General features: G+C 73.9%; 13 protein-coding genes, 1 rRNA gene and 1 pseudogene. 3 read left to right on the forward strand and 12 right to left on the reverse strand.

Features of this window, described 5'->3' with window-relative positions:
* Positions 1-13: 13 nt before the first annotated feature.
* The gene (locus ABT106_RS14775; protein ID WP_351276641.1) at positions 14-1,633 is read left to right on the forward strand and encodes a PucR family transcriptional regulator; all 1,620 of its coding nucleotides are present in this window, start codon (positions 14-16) and stop codon (positions 1,631-1,633) included.
* 64 nt (positions 1,634-1,697) lie between these two features.
* Here ABT106_RS14775 and ABT106_RS14780 read toward each other — a convergent pair whose 3' ends face one another.
* From ABT106_RS14780 to ABT106_RS14800, 5 genes are all read right to left on the reverse strand, one after another.
* Positions 1,698-2,825 (reverse strand): glycosyltransferase family 4 protein, encoded by a 1,128-nt coding sequence (locus tag ABT106_RS14780; RefSeq protein ID WP_351276643.1) that lies wholly within the window; start codon positions 2,823-2,825, stop codon positions 1,698-1,700.
* 208 nt (positions 2,826-3,033) lie between these two features.
* Positions 3,034-4,752, reverse strand: coding sequence for a DNA repair protein RecN (recN, locus tag ABT106_RS14785; RefSeq protein WP_351276667.1), 1,719 nt, complete (start codon positions 4,750-4,752; stop codon positions 3,034-3,036).
* Between the two features lie 104 nt (positions 4,753-4,856).
* Complete coding sequence (locus ABT106_RS14790) at positions 4,857-5,774, reverse strand: NAD kinase (protein WP_351276645.1); 918 nt, start codon at positions 5,772-5,774, stop codon at positions 4,857-4,859.
* Positions 5,771-6,586: a TlyA family RNA methyltransferase gene (locus ABT106_RS14795; RefSeq protein ID WP_351276647.1), complete on the reverse strand. Its 816-nt coding sequence runs from the start codon at positions 6,584-6,586 to the stop codon at positions 5,771-5,773. The genes ABT106_RS14790 and ABT106_RS14795 overlap by 4 nt, the downstream gene beginning before the upstream one ends.
* Positions 6,587-6,593: 7 nt before the next feature.
* Positions 6,594-6,869, reverse strand: a complete 276-nt coding sequence (locus ABT106_RS14800) for a hypothetical protein (protein ID WP_351276649.1) — start codon at positions 6,867-6,869, stop codon at positions 6,594-6,596.
* Between the two features lie 64 nt (positions 6,870-6,933).
* On the opposite strand from ABT106_RS14800, the gene ABT106_RS14805 reads away from it, so the two are divergent.
* Positions 6,934-7,281: a sterol-binding protein gene (locus tag ABT106_RS14805; protein ID WP_351276651.1), complete on the forward strand. Its 348-nt coding sequence runs from the start codon at positions 6,934-6,936 to the stop codon at positions 7,279-7,281.
* A gap of 52 nt (positions 7,282-7,333) precedes the next feature.
* On the opposite strand, the gene ABT106_RS14810 is transcribed toward ABT106_RS14805, so the two are convergent.
* The 4 genes from ABT106_RS14810 to ABT106_RS14825 form a co-directional block, all read right to left on the reverse strand.
* Entirely contained in the window at positions 7,334-8,188 is an 855-nt protein-coding gene (locus tag ABT106_RS14810) for an ABC transporter ATP-binding protein (protein ID WP_351276653.1), read from the reverse strand.
* Positions 8,185-9,186, reverse strand: coding sequence for a FecCD family ABC transporter permease (locus ABT106_RS14815; protein ID WP_351276669.1), 1,002 nt, complete (start codon positions 9,184-9,186; stop codon positions 8,185-8,187). Before ABT106_RS14815 ends, ABT106_RS14810 begins: the two co-directional genes overlap by 4 nt.
* A gap of 68 nt (positions 9,187-9,254) precedes the next feature.
* Positions 9,255-10,319 carry a FecCD family ABC transporter permease gene (locus tag ABT106_RS14820; protein WP_351276655.1) on the reverse strand — a complete coding sequence of 355 codons (1,065 nt, stop codon included), beginning with the start codon at positions 10,317-10,319 and terminating at the stop codon, positions 9,255-9,257.
* Positions 10,320-10,355: 36 nt separating this feature from the next.
* Positions 10,356-11,471, reverse strand: a complete 1,116-nt coding sequence (locus tag ABT106_RS14825) for an HAD-IIA family hydrolase (protein ID WP_351276657.1) — start codon at positions 11,469-11,471, stop codon at positions 10,356-10,358.
* Between the two features lie 87 nt (positions 11,472-11,558).
* On the opposite strand from ABT106_RS14825, the gene ABT106_RS14830 reads away from it, so the two are divergent.
* Positions 11,559-12,830, forward strand: a complete 1,272-nt coding sequence (locus ABT106_RS14830) for a DUF1015 family protein (protein WP_351276659.1) — start codon at positions 11,559-11,561, stop codon at positions 12,828-12,830.
* A 73-nt stretch (positions 12,831-12,903) separates the two neighbouring features.
* Here ABT106_RS14830 and ABT106_RS14835 read toward each other — a convergent pair whose 3' ends face one another.
* The 3 genes and pseudogenes from ABT106_RS14835 to rrf form a co-directional block, all read right to left on the reverse strand.
* Positions 12,904-13,818, reverse strand: coding sequence for a hypothetical protein (locus ABT106_RS14835; protein WP_351276671.1), 915 nt, complete (start codon positions 13,816-13,818; stop codon positions 12,904-12,906).
* 432 nt (positions 13,819-14,250) lie between these two features.
* Positions 14,251-14,994: pseudogene (locus ABT106_RS32140) on the reverse strand (hypothetical protein); the annotation flags it as partial.
* A gap of 611 nt (positions 14,995-15,605) precedes the next feature.
* Positions 15,606-15,722: ribosomal RNA gene (gene rrf / locus ABT106_RS14845) — 5S ribosomal RNA — on the reverse strand.
* Between the last annotated feature and the right edge of the window lie 171 nt (positions 15,723-15,893).

Genomic DNA, 15,893 nt, shown 5'->3' on the forward strand with positions numbered 1-15,893 from the left:
AGCGTCCCGCGATATGGACAACCAGGGCGGGATCACGGTTCAGCGGGCACTGGAGCTGCCGGGGCTGCGCAGCGGGCTGCCCGAGGTGGTGGCCTGCGCCGACCGCCTCGGCCGGACCGTCCGCTGGGTGCACGCCGGCGAGGTCCCCAACATCGCCTCCCTGCTCAAGGGCGGCGAGCTGCTGCTGACCACCGGCCTCGGCCTCGGTACCCGTCCCGCCGAGCAGCGCGCCTTCGTGCGCCGTCTCGCGGACCGGGGGATCGCCGCGCTCGTGGTCGAGCTGGGCCCGCGCTTCACCCGGCTGCCCGCGACCATCGTGGAGACCGCGCGCACGGCCGGCCTGCCCCTGGTCCAGCTGCACCGGGAGGTGCCCTTCGTGACGGTCACGGAGGAGGTCCACACCGAGATCGTGAACGGCCACTACGCCCTCCTCCAGCGGGCCGAGGAGGTCCACCGGCGCTGTACGGAGGCCCTGCTGGGCGGCGGCGGGATCCAGCAGGTGCTGCGCATCCTGGCCGACTTCACGGCGAACCCGGTCTTCCTGGAGACCCCCGACGGCCAGCTGTTGTACGCGGCCGGCAGCTCGGCCGGGGACGCGGGCGCCGACCCGCTCCAGGTCTGGGAGGGCCTGCGCGGGCAGCGCGAGGTCGAGGCGTCCGCGAACACGGTGGTGATCGACGTCCCGGGCGGCGGGCACGGCACGGGCTCGGTCCGCGCCCGGGTCGTCCTGGTCGGCGTCTCGGCCCCGTTGGCCCCCGTGCACCGGATGGCGGCGGAGCGCACGGCGGGCGTCCTGGCGGTGGTCCTCATGCAGGCCCGGCAGGAGGACGAGCTGGCGGCGCGCGGCCGCGGCGACTTCCTGACGGACCTGGCCGAGGGCCGCATCCCGGCGGAGGAGGCCCCGGCGCAGGCACGGGTGCTCGGCTTCAAGCCGGGCCCGGGCCCGCTGCTGCCGGTGGTGATGCGGCTGGCCTCGGACCTGGGGCCGTCCGGGAACTGGGCGGTGCTGGCCCGCGCGGTGCTGGAGGAGCTGGCGTCCGTCGGGGTCCCGGTGCTGCTGGGCGTGCGCCCGGTCGAGGGCCGGGTCCCGCTGCTGGTCTCCCTGCGCGCGGAGTCGGAGCGCACGGCGGTGGCCGACCGGGTCGCGCACGCGCTGCGGGCGGGTGTGGAGCGGGCGGGCCTGGACCGCGCCGTCGCCCCGCCGGCGGTGGTCGTGGGCGTCGCGGGCGGCTGGGCGGCCGCCTCGGCGGGACTGCGTCACGCGGCGGAGACCGCCACGGCGGCCCACGGACTGCCGGCCCGGCCCTGGTACGACGCCCGGCGCCTGGACATCGACCTGCTGCTGTGGCGGCTGCGCGAACACCCCGACCTGGCGGCCTTCGTGGACCGCGCGATCGGCCCGCTCCGGGCGCACGACGTGACGTCGCGGCCGCCGCTGCTGCCGACCCTGGAGACGTACCTGGCGCACGCGGGCCGCAAGGCGGAGACGGCCCGTGAACTGCACCTGAACCGGCAGACGCTGTACAACCGGCTGGCCCGCATCTCGGAACTGCTGGGCACGGACCTGGACGACCCGGAGACCGTCCTGTCCCTGAGCCTGGCCCTGCGCGCCCGCCGCCACACGGTCTCCTGACGCCCCGCCACCACACCGTCTCCTGAAGCCCCGCCGGACGCGGATCCGCCGGCGGGGACGGGGCTCAGCGGCCGCGTTCCATCAGCTCGTCGTAGACCGACAGGACCTGCGCGACGGTGTCGTCCTCCGACGGCCACGTCGCCGCCTGCGCCCGTCCCGCGACGGCGAGCGCGGCCCGCCGGTCGGCGTCGCCGAGCAGTCCCGACACGGCGCCGGCCAGCGCCTCCGGGTTCCCGTACGGCACCAGTACCGCACCCTCGCCGACCAGCTCGGGCAGGCCGCCGACCGCCGTGGCCACCAGCGGCACCCCGACCCGCAGCGCCTCCTGCGCCAGCGGCGCCCGCGCCTCCCACCGGCTCGGCAGCACCGCCAGGTCCGCCGCCGCGAGCAGCTGGACGGCGTCCCGGCGGCGCCCGAGCAGCCGTACGGGCAGGCCCTCGGCCTCGATCCGCCGGGACAGTTCCGCCCGCAGCGGCCCCTCCCCCGCGATCACGAGCAGGGGTACGGGCTCCAGCGCCCGCCACGCGCGCGCCGCGTCGAGCAGGACGGAGTACCCCCGGTGCGGCACCAGGCTCCCGACCGCGACCAGCAACGGCCGGCCGACCGCGCCGAGTTCCGCGCGCACCTTGCCCGGTTCCGGCGGTTCCGGGCCCTCCGGGCCGGCCGGTACCGCCACCGGCGCCAGCCGGGCGTCCCGCGCCCCGCGCAGCCGGGCCAGGTCCACCTGGTTCGAGGAAGCCCCCAGGACGACCGCCGCGGCGCGGGCCACGTGCCGTTCCAGCAGCCGGCCGAGCCGCCCGGGCGCACCGCCCGCCGCGGGGCCGTCGCCGTGCCAGCTCACCACCAGCGGCACCCGGCGCCCGCGCAGGGCCAGCGCCGCCCGCATGCCGGCCCGTACCCCGTGGGCGTGCACGACGTCGGCCCCCGCGCACGCGGCGCGCAGGGCGCAGGGCGCGTCGGGCTCGAACAGCGCTCCCGCGCCGGTGAAGTCGTACTCGCCCTCGGAGGCGACGGGGGCGCACACCGTGACCCGTACCCCGCGCGCGGCGAGACCGGTCGCGAGCGAGCGGACGTGCGCGCCGCTGCCCGCGGCGCCCGCGCCCGCGTTCGCGCCGAGTACGTGGAGGGCGCGCAGGGGCGGCCGCCCGTAGGGCTGGGCGGGGACCGGGGAGGAGACCGGGGAGCTGCTCACGGGCCGAAGCTCCAGGGTGAGGGAGTCAGAGACGTCGCCCAGGATGCCAGCCCGTACGCGCGTTCCGGGACCATACGGGTGCGTATTCCGTACGAGATACCGCCGGATGCCCACCAGCCTCACCCACACGGGCTATCCCCGGTTGCCCGGGGGGCGTGAAAAAGGGGCCCGGGCCGCGTCGCGCGCCCCGGGCCCCGGCCTCACGCGCTCAGGCGTCCGCGCGGGCCGCGGCGAGGAGTTCCTCGGCGTGCGCCCGTGCCGAGGCCGAGTCCTCGTGGCCGGCCAGCATGCGGGACAGCTCGCGGATGCGGGCCTCGCCCTCCAGGACGGTGACGCCGCTGCGCGTCACCGATCCGTCGCTGGTCTTCTCCACCAGCAGCTGCCGGTCCGCGAAGGCGGCCACCTGCGGCAGGTGCGTGACGACGACGACCTGGGCGGACTTGGCGAGCTTCGCCAGCCTGCGCCCCACCTCGACGGCCGCCTTGCCGCCGACGCCCGCGTCCACCTCGTCGAAGAGATAGGTGGGCACCGGGTCGGAGCCGGCGAACACGACCTCGACCGCCAGCATCACCCGGGACAGCTCGCCGCCCGAGGCGCCCTTCGCGATCGGCCTCGGCTGGGCTCCGGGGTGCGGGGCCAGCAGCAGTTCGACCTCGTCGGCGCCCGACGGGCCGTAGGCCACGGTCCGGCCGCCGACCTCCACGCCCTCGGGGTCCTCGGCCTGCCGGATGTCGATGGTGACCCGCGCGTGCGGCATCGCCAGCGAGGCCAGCTCCTCCGTCACCGCGGAGGCGAAGTCCGTGGCCGCCTCCATCCGTGCGTCCGTCAACGCCTGTGCCAGCTGGGAGAGTTCGGAGCGCAGCCCGTCGCGTTCGGCGGTCAGCTCGCCGATCCGCTCGTCGTCGCCGTCGAGTTCCAGCAGCCGCGCCGAGCCCTGCTGGGCCCACTCCAGTACCGATTCCACCGAGTCGCCGTACTTGCGGGTCAGCTGGGTCAGGGCCGCCCGGCGCTCCTCCACCGCGGCCAGCCGCAGCGGATCGGCGTCCAGGTCGTCGGCGTAGCCGGCCAGTTCCCCGGCCACGTCGGCGAGCAGGATGCCCAGCTCTCCGATCCGCTCGGCGAGCACGCCGAGCGCCGGGTCGTGGGAGCGTACGGACTCCAGGGCCCGGTGCGCGCCCGCGACGAGCATGTTGGCGTCGATGGCCTCGGGGTCCTCGGGGTTGCCTCCGAGCGCCGCGTGGGCCACCTGGGCCGCCGACGCGAGGGATTCGGCGTGGCCGAGCCGCTCCGCCTCCGCCGCCAGTTCGACGTCCTCGCCGGGCAGCGGCTCCACGCCCGCGATCTCCTCCAGCCCGAAGCGGAGCAGGTCCGCCTCCTGGGCGCGTTCCCGGGCCCGGGTGGTGAGGGTGTCCAGTTCGACGGCCACGGCGCGCAGCCGCCGGTAGGCGGCCGCGTACTTCTCCAGCGGTACGGCGACGGCGTCCCCGGCGTACCGGTCGAGCGCCTGCCGCTGGCGGGCCGGGCGCAGCAGCCCCTGCTGGTCGGTCTGCCCGTGGACGGCGACCAGGTCGTCGGCCAGCTCGCCGAGCAGGCCGACGGGCACGGAACGGCCGCCGACGTGGGCGCGCGAGCGCCCCTCGGCGGACACGGTCCGGCTGATGAGGAGGGCGCCGTCGTCGAGCTCGGCGCCGGCCTCCTGCGCGCGCAGCGCGGCGGGCGCGTCCGGGCTCATGACGATGCGGCCCTCGACCACCGCCGCCTTGGCCCCGACCCGCACCAGGGCGGGGTCGGCGCGACCGCCGAGCAGCAGCCCGAGGCTGGTGACGACCATCGTCTTGCCCGCGCCGGTCTCGCCGGTCACCGCGGTGAATCCGGGCGACAGCTCGACCACCGCGTCGTCGATGACTCCGAGCGACCGTATCCGCATCTCCTCAAGCACGGGACGACGATACCGAGGTTTCACCGGTGCCATGTGACCGCACCCACCCAGGGTTCTACGAACGGACGTGCTATTACGCGAGGGGCACGGGCTCAGTGGGGAGCCCCGCGCCACCCGGACACCGGCAGCGCGAACTTCGCCACGAGCCGGTCCGTGAACGACGCGTGGTGCAGCCGGGCCAGCCGTACGGGCACCGCTCCCCGCCGCACCTCCACCCGCGCCCCGGCCGGCAGCTCCAGCATCCGCCGGCCGTCGCACCACAGCACCCCGTGCGGGGTCCCGGGCTGCACCTCGACCGCCAGCACCGAGTCCGGCGAGGTCACCAGCGGCTTCGCGAACAGCGCGTGCGCGCTGATCGGCACCATCAGCAGCGCCTCCACCTCGGGCCAGACCACCGGCCCGCCCGCGGAGAAGGCGTACGCCGTGGAGCCCGTCGGGGTGGCGCAGACGATCCCGTCACACCCGAAACCGGTCACCGGGCGCCCGTCGATCTCCAGGACCACCTCCAGCATCCGTTCCGGGGACACCTTCTGGACCGCCGCCTCGTTCAGCGCCCAGTCCTGGTGGACCACGTCGCCGTTCGTGCGCACGGTCACGTCGAGGGTCATCCGCTCCTCGACCTCGTACTCCCGGGTCACCACCCGGTCCACCACCTGGTCCAGGTCGTCGCGCTCGGCCTCGGCGAGGAACCCCACCCGGCCCAGGTTGACGCCCAGCATCGGAACCCCCGAGCCGCGCGCGAACTCCGCGCCGCGCAGCAGGGTCCCGTCCCCGCCCAGCACGATCAGCAGCTCGCAGCCCGCCAGCACCTGCGGGGTGCACTCGGCCACGAGCTCCACCTCGGGCGGCAGCGGCAGGTCCACCGCCTCGTCCTGGAGTACCCGTACCCCCAGACCGCACCGCAGCAGACCCTGCACGACCAGCTCGGCACTGCGGATGGCCGCGGGCCGCCCGGTGTGCGCGAGCAGGAAGACGGTCCGCCCCACCCCTGAAGCCGATGAATCTGTCACTGAGGCCCCTCCGCCACTGCCCTGTCGACATCCCCCGGGTCGAGGGCCGGTGCCCCCGCCCGCAGCCAGAGAAAATACTCGACGTTGCCCGAGGGACCGGGCAACGGACTCGCGGTCACCCCGAGCACGCCCAGCCCCAGCTTCCCGGCCCGCGCCGCGACGTCGCGCACCGCCTCGGCCCGCAGCTCCGCGCTGCGCACCACGCCGCCGCTCCCGAGGCGGTCCTTGCCCACCTCGAACTGCGGCTTGACCATCAGCACCAGATCCGCGTCCGGGGCCGTACAGCGCACGAGCGCCGGCAGCACCAGCCCGATCGAGATGAAGGAGAGGTCGCTCACGACCAGGTCCGCGGGCACGCCGTCGATCTCCTCGAGCGTCAGCTCGCGCACGTTCGTACGGTCCTTCACGGTGACCCGGTCGTCGCTCTGCAGCGACCAGGCGAGCTGCCCGTACCCCACGTCCACGGCGACCACGTGGGCCACGCCCGCCCGCAGCAGCACATCGGTGAACCCGCCGGTGGACGCGCCCGCGTCCAGCGCCCGGCGGCCCTCGACCCGCAGCCCCCGCGGCCCGAAGGCCGCCAGCGCCCCGGCCAGCTTGTGGCCGCCGCGGGACACGTAGTCGGGGTCGTCGTCGTCCTTCAGGACCACCAGGGCCGCGCTGGTCTCCACCTGCGTCGCGGCCTTGGTGGCGGTGGTCCCGCCCACGGTCACCCGGCCCGCGGCGATCAGCTGCGCGGCGTGCTCGCGCGAGCGGGCCATGCTGCGGCGTACCAGTTCGGCGTCCAGGCGGCGGCGTGCCACTCCTGCCACGTTCGGTTCAGCTCCTGTTTTCGTACGGACCAGGGACGGGCGGTGCGTCCAGCGCGGTCAGCGCCTCGCGCAGCCCCCGGTGCACATCCTCGTACACCGCGACGTGTCCGTCCGCCGTGAGGCCGTCGGCGTCCGCCAGCCGCGCCAGTTCGGCGTCGACCCCGGCGTGGCCGGTGGGCGTGCGTACGACACCCAGCGCCACGGGCCCGGCGGGAGCGGCGGGCACGGCGGCGGGATCGCCCGCCCCGCCCCGTCCTTCGGCCCCGGCCTCTTCGTCGGTCATGCCCCGACGCTACCCCGAAGCGCCCCGCGACCACGTACGGCTCTGCGGTACGGTCGTGATCACGATGGCTACGATCGAGGAGTGCCGCGAAGCACTCGACCAACTCTCCGGCAACCTCGCGGGCGCCGACGGCGGTGTGCGCGGCGCGGCCGCGCTCGACCGCTCCCTCAGCTGCCACATCACGGACCTGGACCGGACCTTCACCGGCCGTCTCGACGGCGGCCGGATCGGGGTGGACGCGGTCACGCCCGGCCCGCCGGCCACCAAGGCCGAGATCAGGCTGGCGATGACCGGCGACGATCTCGTCGCGATGGTCGCGGGCGAGCTGAAGTTCGCCAGGGCCTGGGCTTCCGGCCGGGTCAGGCTGGAGGCCGGCTTCCGTGACCTGATCCGCCTCAAGAGCCTGCTCTGAGGGCCGCCCCGGCCCTCGTTGATCCGGGCCCCTGGACGCCCGGCGCGCGGCACTAGACCGCGGTCGCCGCCGCGCGGGCCATCGTACGGGCCTTGCGCGCCGCCGGGATCACCAGCGGCGTCCCCGTCGCGGGGTCGTCGATGACCTGGCAGTTCAGCCCGAACACCCGCTCCACCAGCTCGGCGGTGACCACCTCGGCCGGCGGCCCCTCGGCGACGACCTCCCCGGCGCGCATCGCGATCAGGTGGGTGGCGTAGCGGGCGGCGTGGTTGAGGTCGTGCAGGACGGCGACCAGGGTGCGCCCCTGGTTCTCGTGCAGTTCGGCGCACAGGTCCAGCACGTCGAGCTGGTGCTGGATGTCCAGGAAGGTCGTCGGCTCGTCGAGCAGCAGCAGCGGCGTCTGCTGGGCCAGCGCCATCGCGATCCACACGCGCTGCCGCTGCCCGCCGGACAGCTCGTCGACGGCCCGGTCGGCGAGTTCGGCGACCCCGGTCGACGTCATCGACTCGACCACGATCCGCTCGTCCTCGGGCGACCACTGCCGCAGCAGCCCCTGGTGCGGGTACCGGCCGCGCGCGACCAGATCGGCCACGGTGATCCCGTCCGGCGCGATCGAGGACTGCGGCAGCAGGCCCAGCGTCCTGGCCACCTTCTTGGCCGGCATCGACCCGATGGCCTGCCCGTCGAGCAGCACCCGGCCGGCCGACGGCTTCAGCATCCGCGACAGGGCGCGCAGCAGCGTGGACTTGCCGCAGGCGTTGGGGCCGACGATCACCGTGAAGGAGTGGTCGGGGATCTCCACCGACAGGTTCTCGGCGATGACCCGCTGGTCGTAGCCGAGGGTCACCTTCTCCGCGGTCAGCCGCTGCACTTGCCCACTCCTCACGTTCCTGGATGTCGCGGTCATATACGTCCCGCCTTGCGTTCGGTGACGAGCAGCCAGAGCAGGTAGACGCCGCCGACCAGCCCGGTCACCACGCCCACCGGCAACTGGTCGGCGCCGAAGGCCCGCTGCGAGGCCCAGTCGGACACCAGCAGCAGCACGGATCCCATCAACCCGGCCGTCAGCAGGTTCCCCCCGGGCGAACGGGTGAGCCGCCGGGCCAGCTGCGGCGCGGCCAGCGCGATGAAGCTGATCGGTCCGGCCGCCGCGCTCGCCGCGGTGGTGAGCAGGATCGCCGCCAGCATCAGCAGCAGCCGGGTCCGCTCCACCGGTACGCCCAGCGCGTACGCGGCGTCGTCGCCCATCTCCATCATCCGCAGGGCCCGGCCGTGTCCGAGGATCACCGGGAACAGCACGGCGCACACCGCGAGCAGCGGCCACACCTGCGCCCAGTCCCGGCCGGCCAGCGATCCGGTCAGCCAGACCAGCGCGCGGCTGGCCTCGACCAGCTGGGCCTTCGTGATCAGGTACTGGATGACGGCGACGAGCACGGCGGAGGCGCCGATGCCGACCAGGACCAGCCGGTAGCCCTGGATGCCCTTCTTGTACGCCAGCAGGTAGACGGCGATGCCCGCCAGCAGGCCGCCGGCCAGGGCGCCGACGGCCACCGCGCCGGCGCTGCCGTTGAACAGGATGATGACGACGAGCGCGCCGACCGCCGAGCCGTACCCGAAGCCGAGCAGGTCGGGCGAGCCGAGCGGGTTGCGGGACACCGACTGGAAGACGGCCCCGGACATGCCGAGGGCGGCGCCCACGAGCAGCGCGACCAGCACGCGCGGCATCCGCAGGTCGTTGACGATGAAGTCGTCGGCCGGGCTGCCGTCGCCCAGCACGGTCCGTACGACGTCCCACGGCGCGATGGGGAAGTCGCCGGTGCCGATGAGCAGGACCGCCAGAACGAAGGCCAGGGCGGTGAGCAGCACCGCGACGGACACCGCCCGCCGGTCGACCCGCAGCGACATCCCGCCGGGCGACCGCACCGCACGGGGCACGGCCGACCGGACGGGCTGGTCGGCCGGGAGCTTCGCGGTCACAGCTGGGCCATCCTCTTGCGCCGGACGAGGTAGATGAAGACGGGGCCGCCGATGAGCGCGGTCACGATGCCGACCTGGAGTTCGGCGGGCCGGGTGATCACCCGGCCGAAGACGTCGGCGCCGAGCAGCAGTACGGGTGACAGGACGGCCGAGTAGGTGAGCACCCAGCGCATGTCGGGGCCGGTGAAGGCCCGTACGAGGTGCGGGATCATCAGGCCGACGAACGCGATGGGCCCACAGGCCGCCGTCGCCGCCCCGCAGAGCAGGGTGATGGCGGCCATCGCCGCGATCCGGGTCCGCGTCAGGTGGGCCCCGAGCGCCCGGGCCGTGTCGTCACCCATCGCCATCGCGTTGAGCGGCCGGCCCAGGGTCAGCGCGAGCACGGCCCCGACGAGCAGGAAGGGCGCCACCTGCCGGACGGTGTCCGCGTTGGCCGAGGCGAGCGAACCCACCGTCCAGAAGCGCAGCTTGTCCAGCGCCTTGCTGTCCATCAGCTGTACGGCGTTGATGTAACCGACGAGGGCCGCACTGGCCGCCGTACCGGCGAGCGCGAGGCGCACCGGGGTCGCGCTGCGGCTCCCGCCGAGTACGTACACGAGGACCGAGACGGCGGCGGCGCCGAGGAAGGCCCACCACACGAACTCGTCGAGGGAGCTCGCGCCGAAGAAGCTGATCGCGGAGACCACGGCGGCCGCGGCGCCGGCGTTCACGCCGAGGATGCCGGGCTCGGCCAGCGGGTTGCGGGTCAGTGCCTGCATCACCGCGCCCGACAGGCCCAGCGCCAGCCCGACCATCAGCCCGAGCACGGTGCGCGGGACCCTCAGGTCCCGCACCACCACGTCGGAGGGCGTCCCCGTGAAGTGGAAGAGGCCGTGCCAGACCTCGTCGAGGGGCATCTGCCGGGCGCCCACCGCGATGCTCAGCACCGCGATCAGCGCCAGCACCGCGAGGGCGGCCAGCAGGCCGGCGGCGCGGGCTCCGTGGCGCGGACGGGCCGCGACGGCGGCCTGCCCGCTCGCCGCGCGGCCCGGTTCTGGTTCTGGGGGACTCTCGACCAACACGCAGGTTAGGTTAGCCTACCCTGCGCCCCTCACGGTTCAGAGGCCCAGACGGGCCAGCGCCTTCTGCGCGTCGAGCGTGCAGGACCCGTCCCCGGCCGCGCTCCAGGCCGCCGCGCACAGCGCCCGCAGCCCGTCGATCGGATCCCCGTCCGACTCCCCGGCCCCGCCCTGTCCCTCGAACCCGCTCTGTCCCTCGGACCCGCCCTGTCCCTCCGGCCCGCCGGCCTCCCGCACGGTCCGCAGCTCCAGCGCCTCGGCCCCCGCCGCGCAGACCCAGTCGCCGCAGCGCCACGCGCCGTCGTCCCCGGTGACCTCCGGCTGCCCGGTCAGCAGGCCGCGCAGGTCCCGGTCCACGTACGTCGGCCGGTGCCGGGGCTCGGCCCGCACCAGTTGCGCGGCGTCCGTCACCCCGGTCAGCACCAGCAGCGAGTCCACCTCCCCGTTGAACGCGCCCTCGATGTCGGTGTCCAGCCGGTCCCCGACCACCAGCGGCCGCTTCGCCCCGGTCCGCAGCACGGTCTCCCGGTGCATCGGGGGCAACGGCTTGCCCGCCACCTGCGGCTCGGCACCCGTGGCGATCCGTACGACCTCCACCGCCGCCCCGTTGCCCGGGCCGATCCCGCGGGCCCCGGGGATCGTCAGGTCGGTGTTGGACGCGAACCACGGCACCCCACGGTTGACCGCGTACGCCGCCTCGGCGAACCGCGACCACTGCAGCTCCGGGCCCCCGTACCCCTGGACGACCGCCGCGAGGCCCTCTTCGTCGGAGGACTCCACCGGCACCAGCCCCCGTTCGCGCAGGGCGACCCGCAGCCCCTCGCCGCCGATCACCAGCACCTTCGACCCCGGCTCCACCTGCTCCGAGATCAGCCGGGCCACCGCCTGCGCCGAGGTGATCACCTCGTCCGCCTCGGTGGGGATGCCCAGCTCGCCCAGGTGCTCGGCGACCGCGTCCGGCGTCCGCAGCGCGTTGTTGGTGACGTACGCGAGGTGCATCCCGTCGGCCCGGGCGGCGGCGAGGGACTCCACGGCGTGCGCGATGGCCTGCCCGCCCGCGTACACCACCCCGTCGAGGTCGAGCAGGGCCGTGTCGTACGCCTGGTGCAGACTCCGGTCGCTCGCCGCGGGACTGTTCCTGCTCACGCTGGTCATCCTGTCCGCTCCCATGTGTTCGATCCGGGTGATTCCTCGGTCACCCCCGATCATCCCGCATCGCGAGACGGGTCTTACCATGCACCAATGACCACACCTGGCACCGCTGACCACGGGCTTCGTCTGATCCCGTTCCACGGCCTGCGCTACGTTCCGGAGCGGGTCGGCAGCCTCGCCGCCGTCACCTCACCCCCGTACGACGTGGTCGTACGCCCGGACGGAGTCGATCACCTCGAGTCCGCCGATCCGCACAACATCGTGCGCCTGATCCTGCCCCAGGCCGGTACCCCGGCCGCCCGCAACGAACAGGCCGCGCGCACCCTCCACGACTGGCTCGCCGAGGGCGTCCTCAGCGCCGACCCCGAGCCCGCCCTGTACGTGTACGAGCAGCGGAAGGCCGGGCTGCTCCAGCGCGGCATCATCGGCGCGCTCGCCCTGTCCACGGCCGACGCGGGCATCGTCCTCCCGCACGAGGACGTCATGCCCGACGTCGTCACCGACCGCGCCGGCCTGATGCGGGCCACCTCCGCGAACCTCGAACCGCTCCTGCTGACCTACCGGGGCGACGACCCCCGCGTGGGGGCGACGGCCGTCGTCGAGCGGACGGCGGGACGCGCGCCCCTCCTGTCGACGACGACCGAGGACGGCTTCCAGCACCGCCTGTGGGCCATCACCGACCCGGACGAGCTGGCGGCCGTCACCGCCGATCTCGGCCACCGCCAGGCGCTGATCGCCGACGGCCACCACCGCTGGGCGACCTATCTGCGCCTCCAGCAGGAGCACGGCTCGCCGTCCCCGTGGGACTTCGGCCTGGTCCTCCTGGTGGACACCGTCCGCTACCCCCTCCAGGTCCGCGCCATCCACCGGATGCTGCGCCGCCTGCCGGTCGCCGACGCCCTCGCGGCGCTCGACGGTCTCTTCCGGGTGCGCACGGTCGAGGGGCCGCTCCCGCTCGCCCTGGAGGCACTGGCGGACGCCTCGGAGCGCGGCAACGCCTTCCTGCTCACCGGTGACGGCCGCTTCCACCTGGTCACCGACCCCGACCAGGCGCTCCTGGAGCGCACGGTCCGCCCCGACCGCCCGGAGGCCTGGCGCCGGCTGGACGCGACCGTGCTGCACGCCACCCTGCTCGACGCCGTGTGGAACGTCCCGGACACCCCGGAGCACATCACCTACATACACGACACCCCGTCGACGGTGGCCATGGCGGAACGCCACGGCGGCACCGCGGTCCTGCTGCACCCGGTCCGGGAGGACGTCGTACGGGACCTGGCCCGCCAGGGCGTGACGATGCCCCGCAAGTCGACCTCCTTCGGCCCGAAGCCGGCGACGGGGCTGGTCCTGCGCGGCCTGGCCTGACACGCGCCTTCGGACCCCGGATACGCGGAAGGGCGGTACCCCGGCTGGGGTACCGCCCTTCTCACGTCAGACCTCAGACCTTGTCGCGGTCCGGCTCCTGCTCGTCGCCCTCGTCGGTGACGGCGTCCTCGTCGGTGACGTCGAACTCGTCGTCACGGTCGTCGGACTCCTCATCACGGTCGTCGGACTCCTCGTCGGCGCGGACGGAGGCCACGGGCCGCTCCTGCGGCTCGTACTCCTCGTCGTCCTCGTCGTAGTACTCGGCGACGTCGGAGGCACGCTCGGCCGCGGCGACCTCGGCATCGTCGTCGTCATCATCCTCGTCGTCGACATCGACATCGACATCGGCGTCCTCGGCCGAGGCGTCCACGAACTCGACGCCGTCGAGCTCCGCGAGACGGTCGGAGGCGTCCGTGGCCCCGTCCTTGTCCGCTTCGAGGGTCTTGGCGAACCACTCGCGCGCCTCGTCCTCGCGGTCGGCCGCCAGCAGCGCGTCGGCATAGGCGTACCGCAGGCGCGCGGTCCAGGGCTGGACGGTGCTGGAGGCCAGCTCCGGGCTCTGCAGGGTGACGATGGCGGCTTCCAACTGCCCCTGGTCGCGGCGGGCACCGGCGGCGACCAGACGCATCTCGACCTGGCCGGCCTTGTCCAGCTTCTGCACCTCGGGCTCGCCGGCCATGGCCAGCGCCCGCTCGGGACGGCCGAGGCCGCGCTCACAGTCGGCCATGACGGGCCACAGCTCGACGGAGCCGGTCATGCGCTTGGCGGCGCGGAACTCGGCGAGCGCCTCGCTGTACTTCTGCGTGGCGTACGCGGCGAAACCGGCGGCCTCGCGAACGGCGGCGACGCGGGAGGCCAGACGCAGGGCGATGCGCGAGTAGGCGTACGCCCGCTCGGGGTCCTCGTCGATCAGGCGCGCGACCATGACCAGGTTCTTGGAGACCTCCTCGGCCAGCCCCTTGGGCAGGCTCAGGAGCTCCTGGCGCACGTCGGAGTCGATCTCGAAGCCGGTGACGTCGTCGTCGATCGGGAGCCGCTTGACCGGGTCGCGGTCGGAGCGGAAGTCACGGTCGCCGCCACGGTCGTCGCGACCACGGTAGCCACCACGGTCACCACCGCGATCGTCACGCCCACCACGGAACCCACCGCGGTCGTCGTCACGACGGGGGTACGAGGGACGGTCGCCACCGCGGTCGTCACGACGCGGGTAGCTGGGACGCTCGCCACCACCACTGCGGTCGTCACGGCCGCCGCGGAACCCACCGCGGTCGTCGTCGCGACGGGGGTAGGAAGGACGGTCGCCGCCACCGCTGCGGTCGTCACGACGCGGGTAGCTGGGACGGTCGCCGCCACCGGAGGAGGGACGGCCGCCACGGTCGTCATCCCGACGCGGGTAGGACGGACGGTCGCCGCCACCACTGCGGTCATCGCGACGGAAACCGCCGCCACCACCGGAGGAGGGACGGCCACCACGGTCATCGTCACGACGGGGGTAGGAAGGACGGTCGCCGCCACCGCTGCGGTCGTCACGACGCGGGTAGCTGGGACGGTCGCCGCCACCGGAGGAGGGGCGGTCATCCCGACGCGGGTAGGACGGACGGTCCCCGCCACCACTGCGGTCATCGCGACGGAAACCGCCGCCACCACCGGAGGAGGGACGGTCATCCCGACGCGGGTAGGAAGGACGGTCCCCACCACCACTGCGGTCGTCACGACGGAAACCGCCGCCACCACCGGAGGAGGGACGGTCATCCCGACGCGGGTACGAGGGACGGTCCCCACCGCGGTCGTCACGACGCGGGTAGGACGGACGGTCGCCGCCACCACTGCGGTCGTCACGGCCGCCGCGGAACCCACCGCGGTCGTCGTCACGACGGGGGTAGGACGGACGGTCGCCGCCACCACCACGGTCGTCACGACGCGGGTAGCTGGGACGGTCGCCGCCACCGCTGCGGTCGTCACGGCGGAAACCGCCGCCACCACCGGAAGACGGACGGCCACCACGGTCATCGTCACGACGCGGGTAGGACGGACGGTCCCCACCACGGTCGTCACGACGCGGGTAGCTGGGACGCTCGCCACCACCGGAGGAGGGACGGCCACCACGGTCGTCATCCCGACGCGGGTAGGACGGACGGTCCCCGCCACCACTGCGGTCATCGCGACGGAAACCGCCGCCACCACCGGAGGAGGGACGGTCATCCCGACGCGGGTAGGAAGGACGGTCCCCACCACGGTCGTCACGACGCGGGAAGCTCGGACGGTCCCCGCCACCACTGCGGTCGTCACGACGGAACCCACCGCCACCACCGGAAGACGGACGGCCACCACGGTCGTCGTCACGACGCGGGTAGGACGGACGGTCCCCGCCACCACTGCGGTCGTCACGACGGAACCCACCGCCGACACCGCCCGAGGCAGGACGCCCACCACTGCGGTCATCGCGACGGAAACCGCCGCCGGTGCTGCCACCGCCGGCCGGACGGCCGCCACGGTCGTCACGACGGAACGGGGGTCGGTCGCCGCCACGGTCGCCACCACGGTCGTCACGGCCCCCGCGGTAGCCGCCCCTGTCACCGCCGTCGTTGCGCCGAGGCTCGCGCTCCGGACGATCGTCGGGAGAGTTGGACATGGGTGTGACTCCTGTCTTCGGGGTACCGCTAGTCATTCTTGCGCAACCAACCCATGGCCGCGCTTCGGCGTAAAGCTGTGGAAAAACAAAAAAGGACCCTTGGTCCAGCGTTGAACGCTGGACCAAGGGTCCTTTGAAAGATTGTTCGGCGGCGTCCTACTCTCCCACAGGGTCCCCCCTGCAGTACCATCGGCGCTGAAAGGCTTAGCTTCCGGGTTCGAAATGTTACCGGGCGTTTCCCTAACGCTATGACCACCGAAACCCTATCGGTTTCGAGCGAACAAGCACACTTTGTAGTTTTTGTTCTAGCTCCAGAAACCAGCAACTGTTCGTTGCTTCAGAACTAACACAGTGGACGCGAGCAACTGAGGACAAGCCCTCGGCCTATTAGTACCAGTCAGCTTCACCCGTTACCGGGCTTCCACATCTGG

Origin of the sequence: Streptomyces sp. NPDC002044 (genome assembly GCF_040296725.1) — a bacterium.
GTDB lineage: Bacteria > Actinomycetota > Actinomycetes > Streptomycetales > Streptomycetaceae > Streptomyces > Streptomyces antarcticus.

Excerpts from the sequence above, each read along its gene's own strand:
- ABT106_RS14775 (WP_351276641.1), top strand. The coding sequence starts at position 14 with ATGGACAACCAGGGCGGGATCACGGTTCAGCGGGCACTGGAGCTGCCG.
- recN (WP_351276667.1), bottom strand. The coding sequence starts at position 4,752 with ATGCGGATACGGTCGCTCGGAGTCATCGACGACGCGGTGGTCGAGCTG.
- ABT106_RS14800 (WP_351276649.1), bottom strand. The coding sequence starts at position 6,869 with ATGACCGACGAAGAGGCCGGGGCCGAAGGACGGGGCGGGGCGGGCGAT.
- ABT106_RS14805 (WP_351276651.1), top strand. The coding sequence starts at position 6,934 with ATGGCTACGATCGAGGAGTGCCGCGAAGCACTCGACCAACTCTCCGGC.
- ABT106_RS14810 (WP_351276653.1), bottom strand. The coding sequence starts at position 8,188 with ATGACCGCGACATCCAGGAACGTGAGGAGTGGGCAAGTGCAGCGGCTG.
- ABT106_RS14815 (WP_351276669.1), bottom strand. The coding sequence starts at position 9,186 with ATGTCGCTGCGGGTCGACCGGCGGGCGGTGTCCGTCGCGGTGCTGCTC.
- ABT106_RS14825 (WP_351276657.1), bottom strand. The coding sequence starts at position 11,471 with ATGACCAGCGTGAGCAGGAACAGTCCCGCGGCGAGCGACCGGAGTCTG.
- ABT106_RS14830 (WP_351276659.1), top strand. The coding sequence starts at position 11,559 with ATGACCACACCTGGCACCGCTGACCACGGGCTTCGTCTGATCCCGTTC.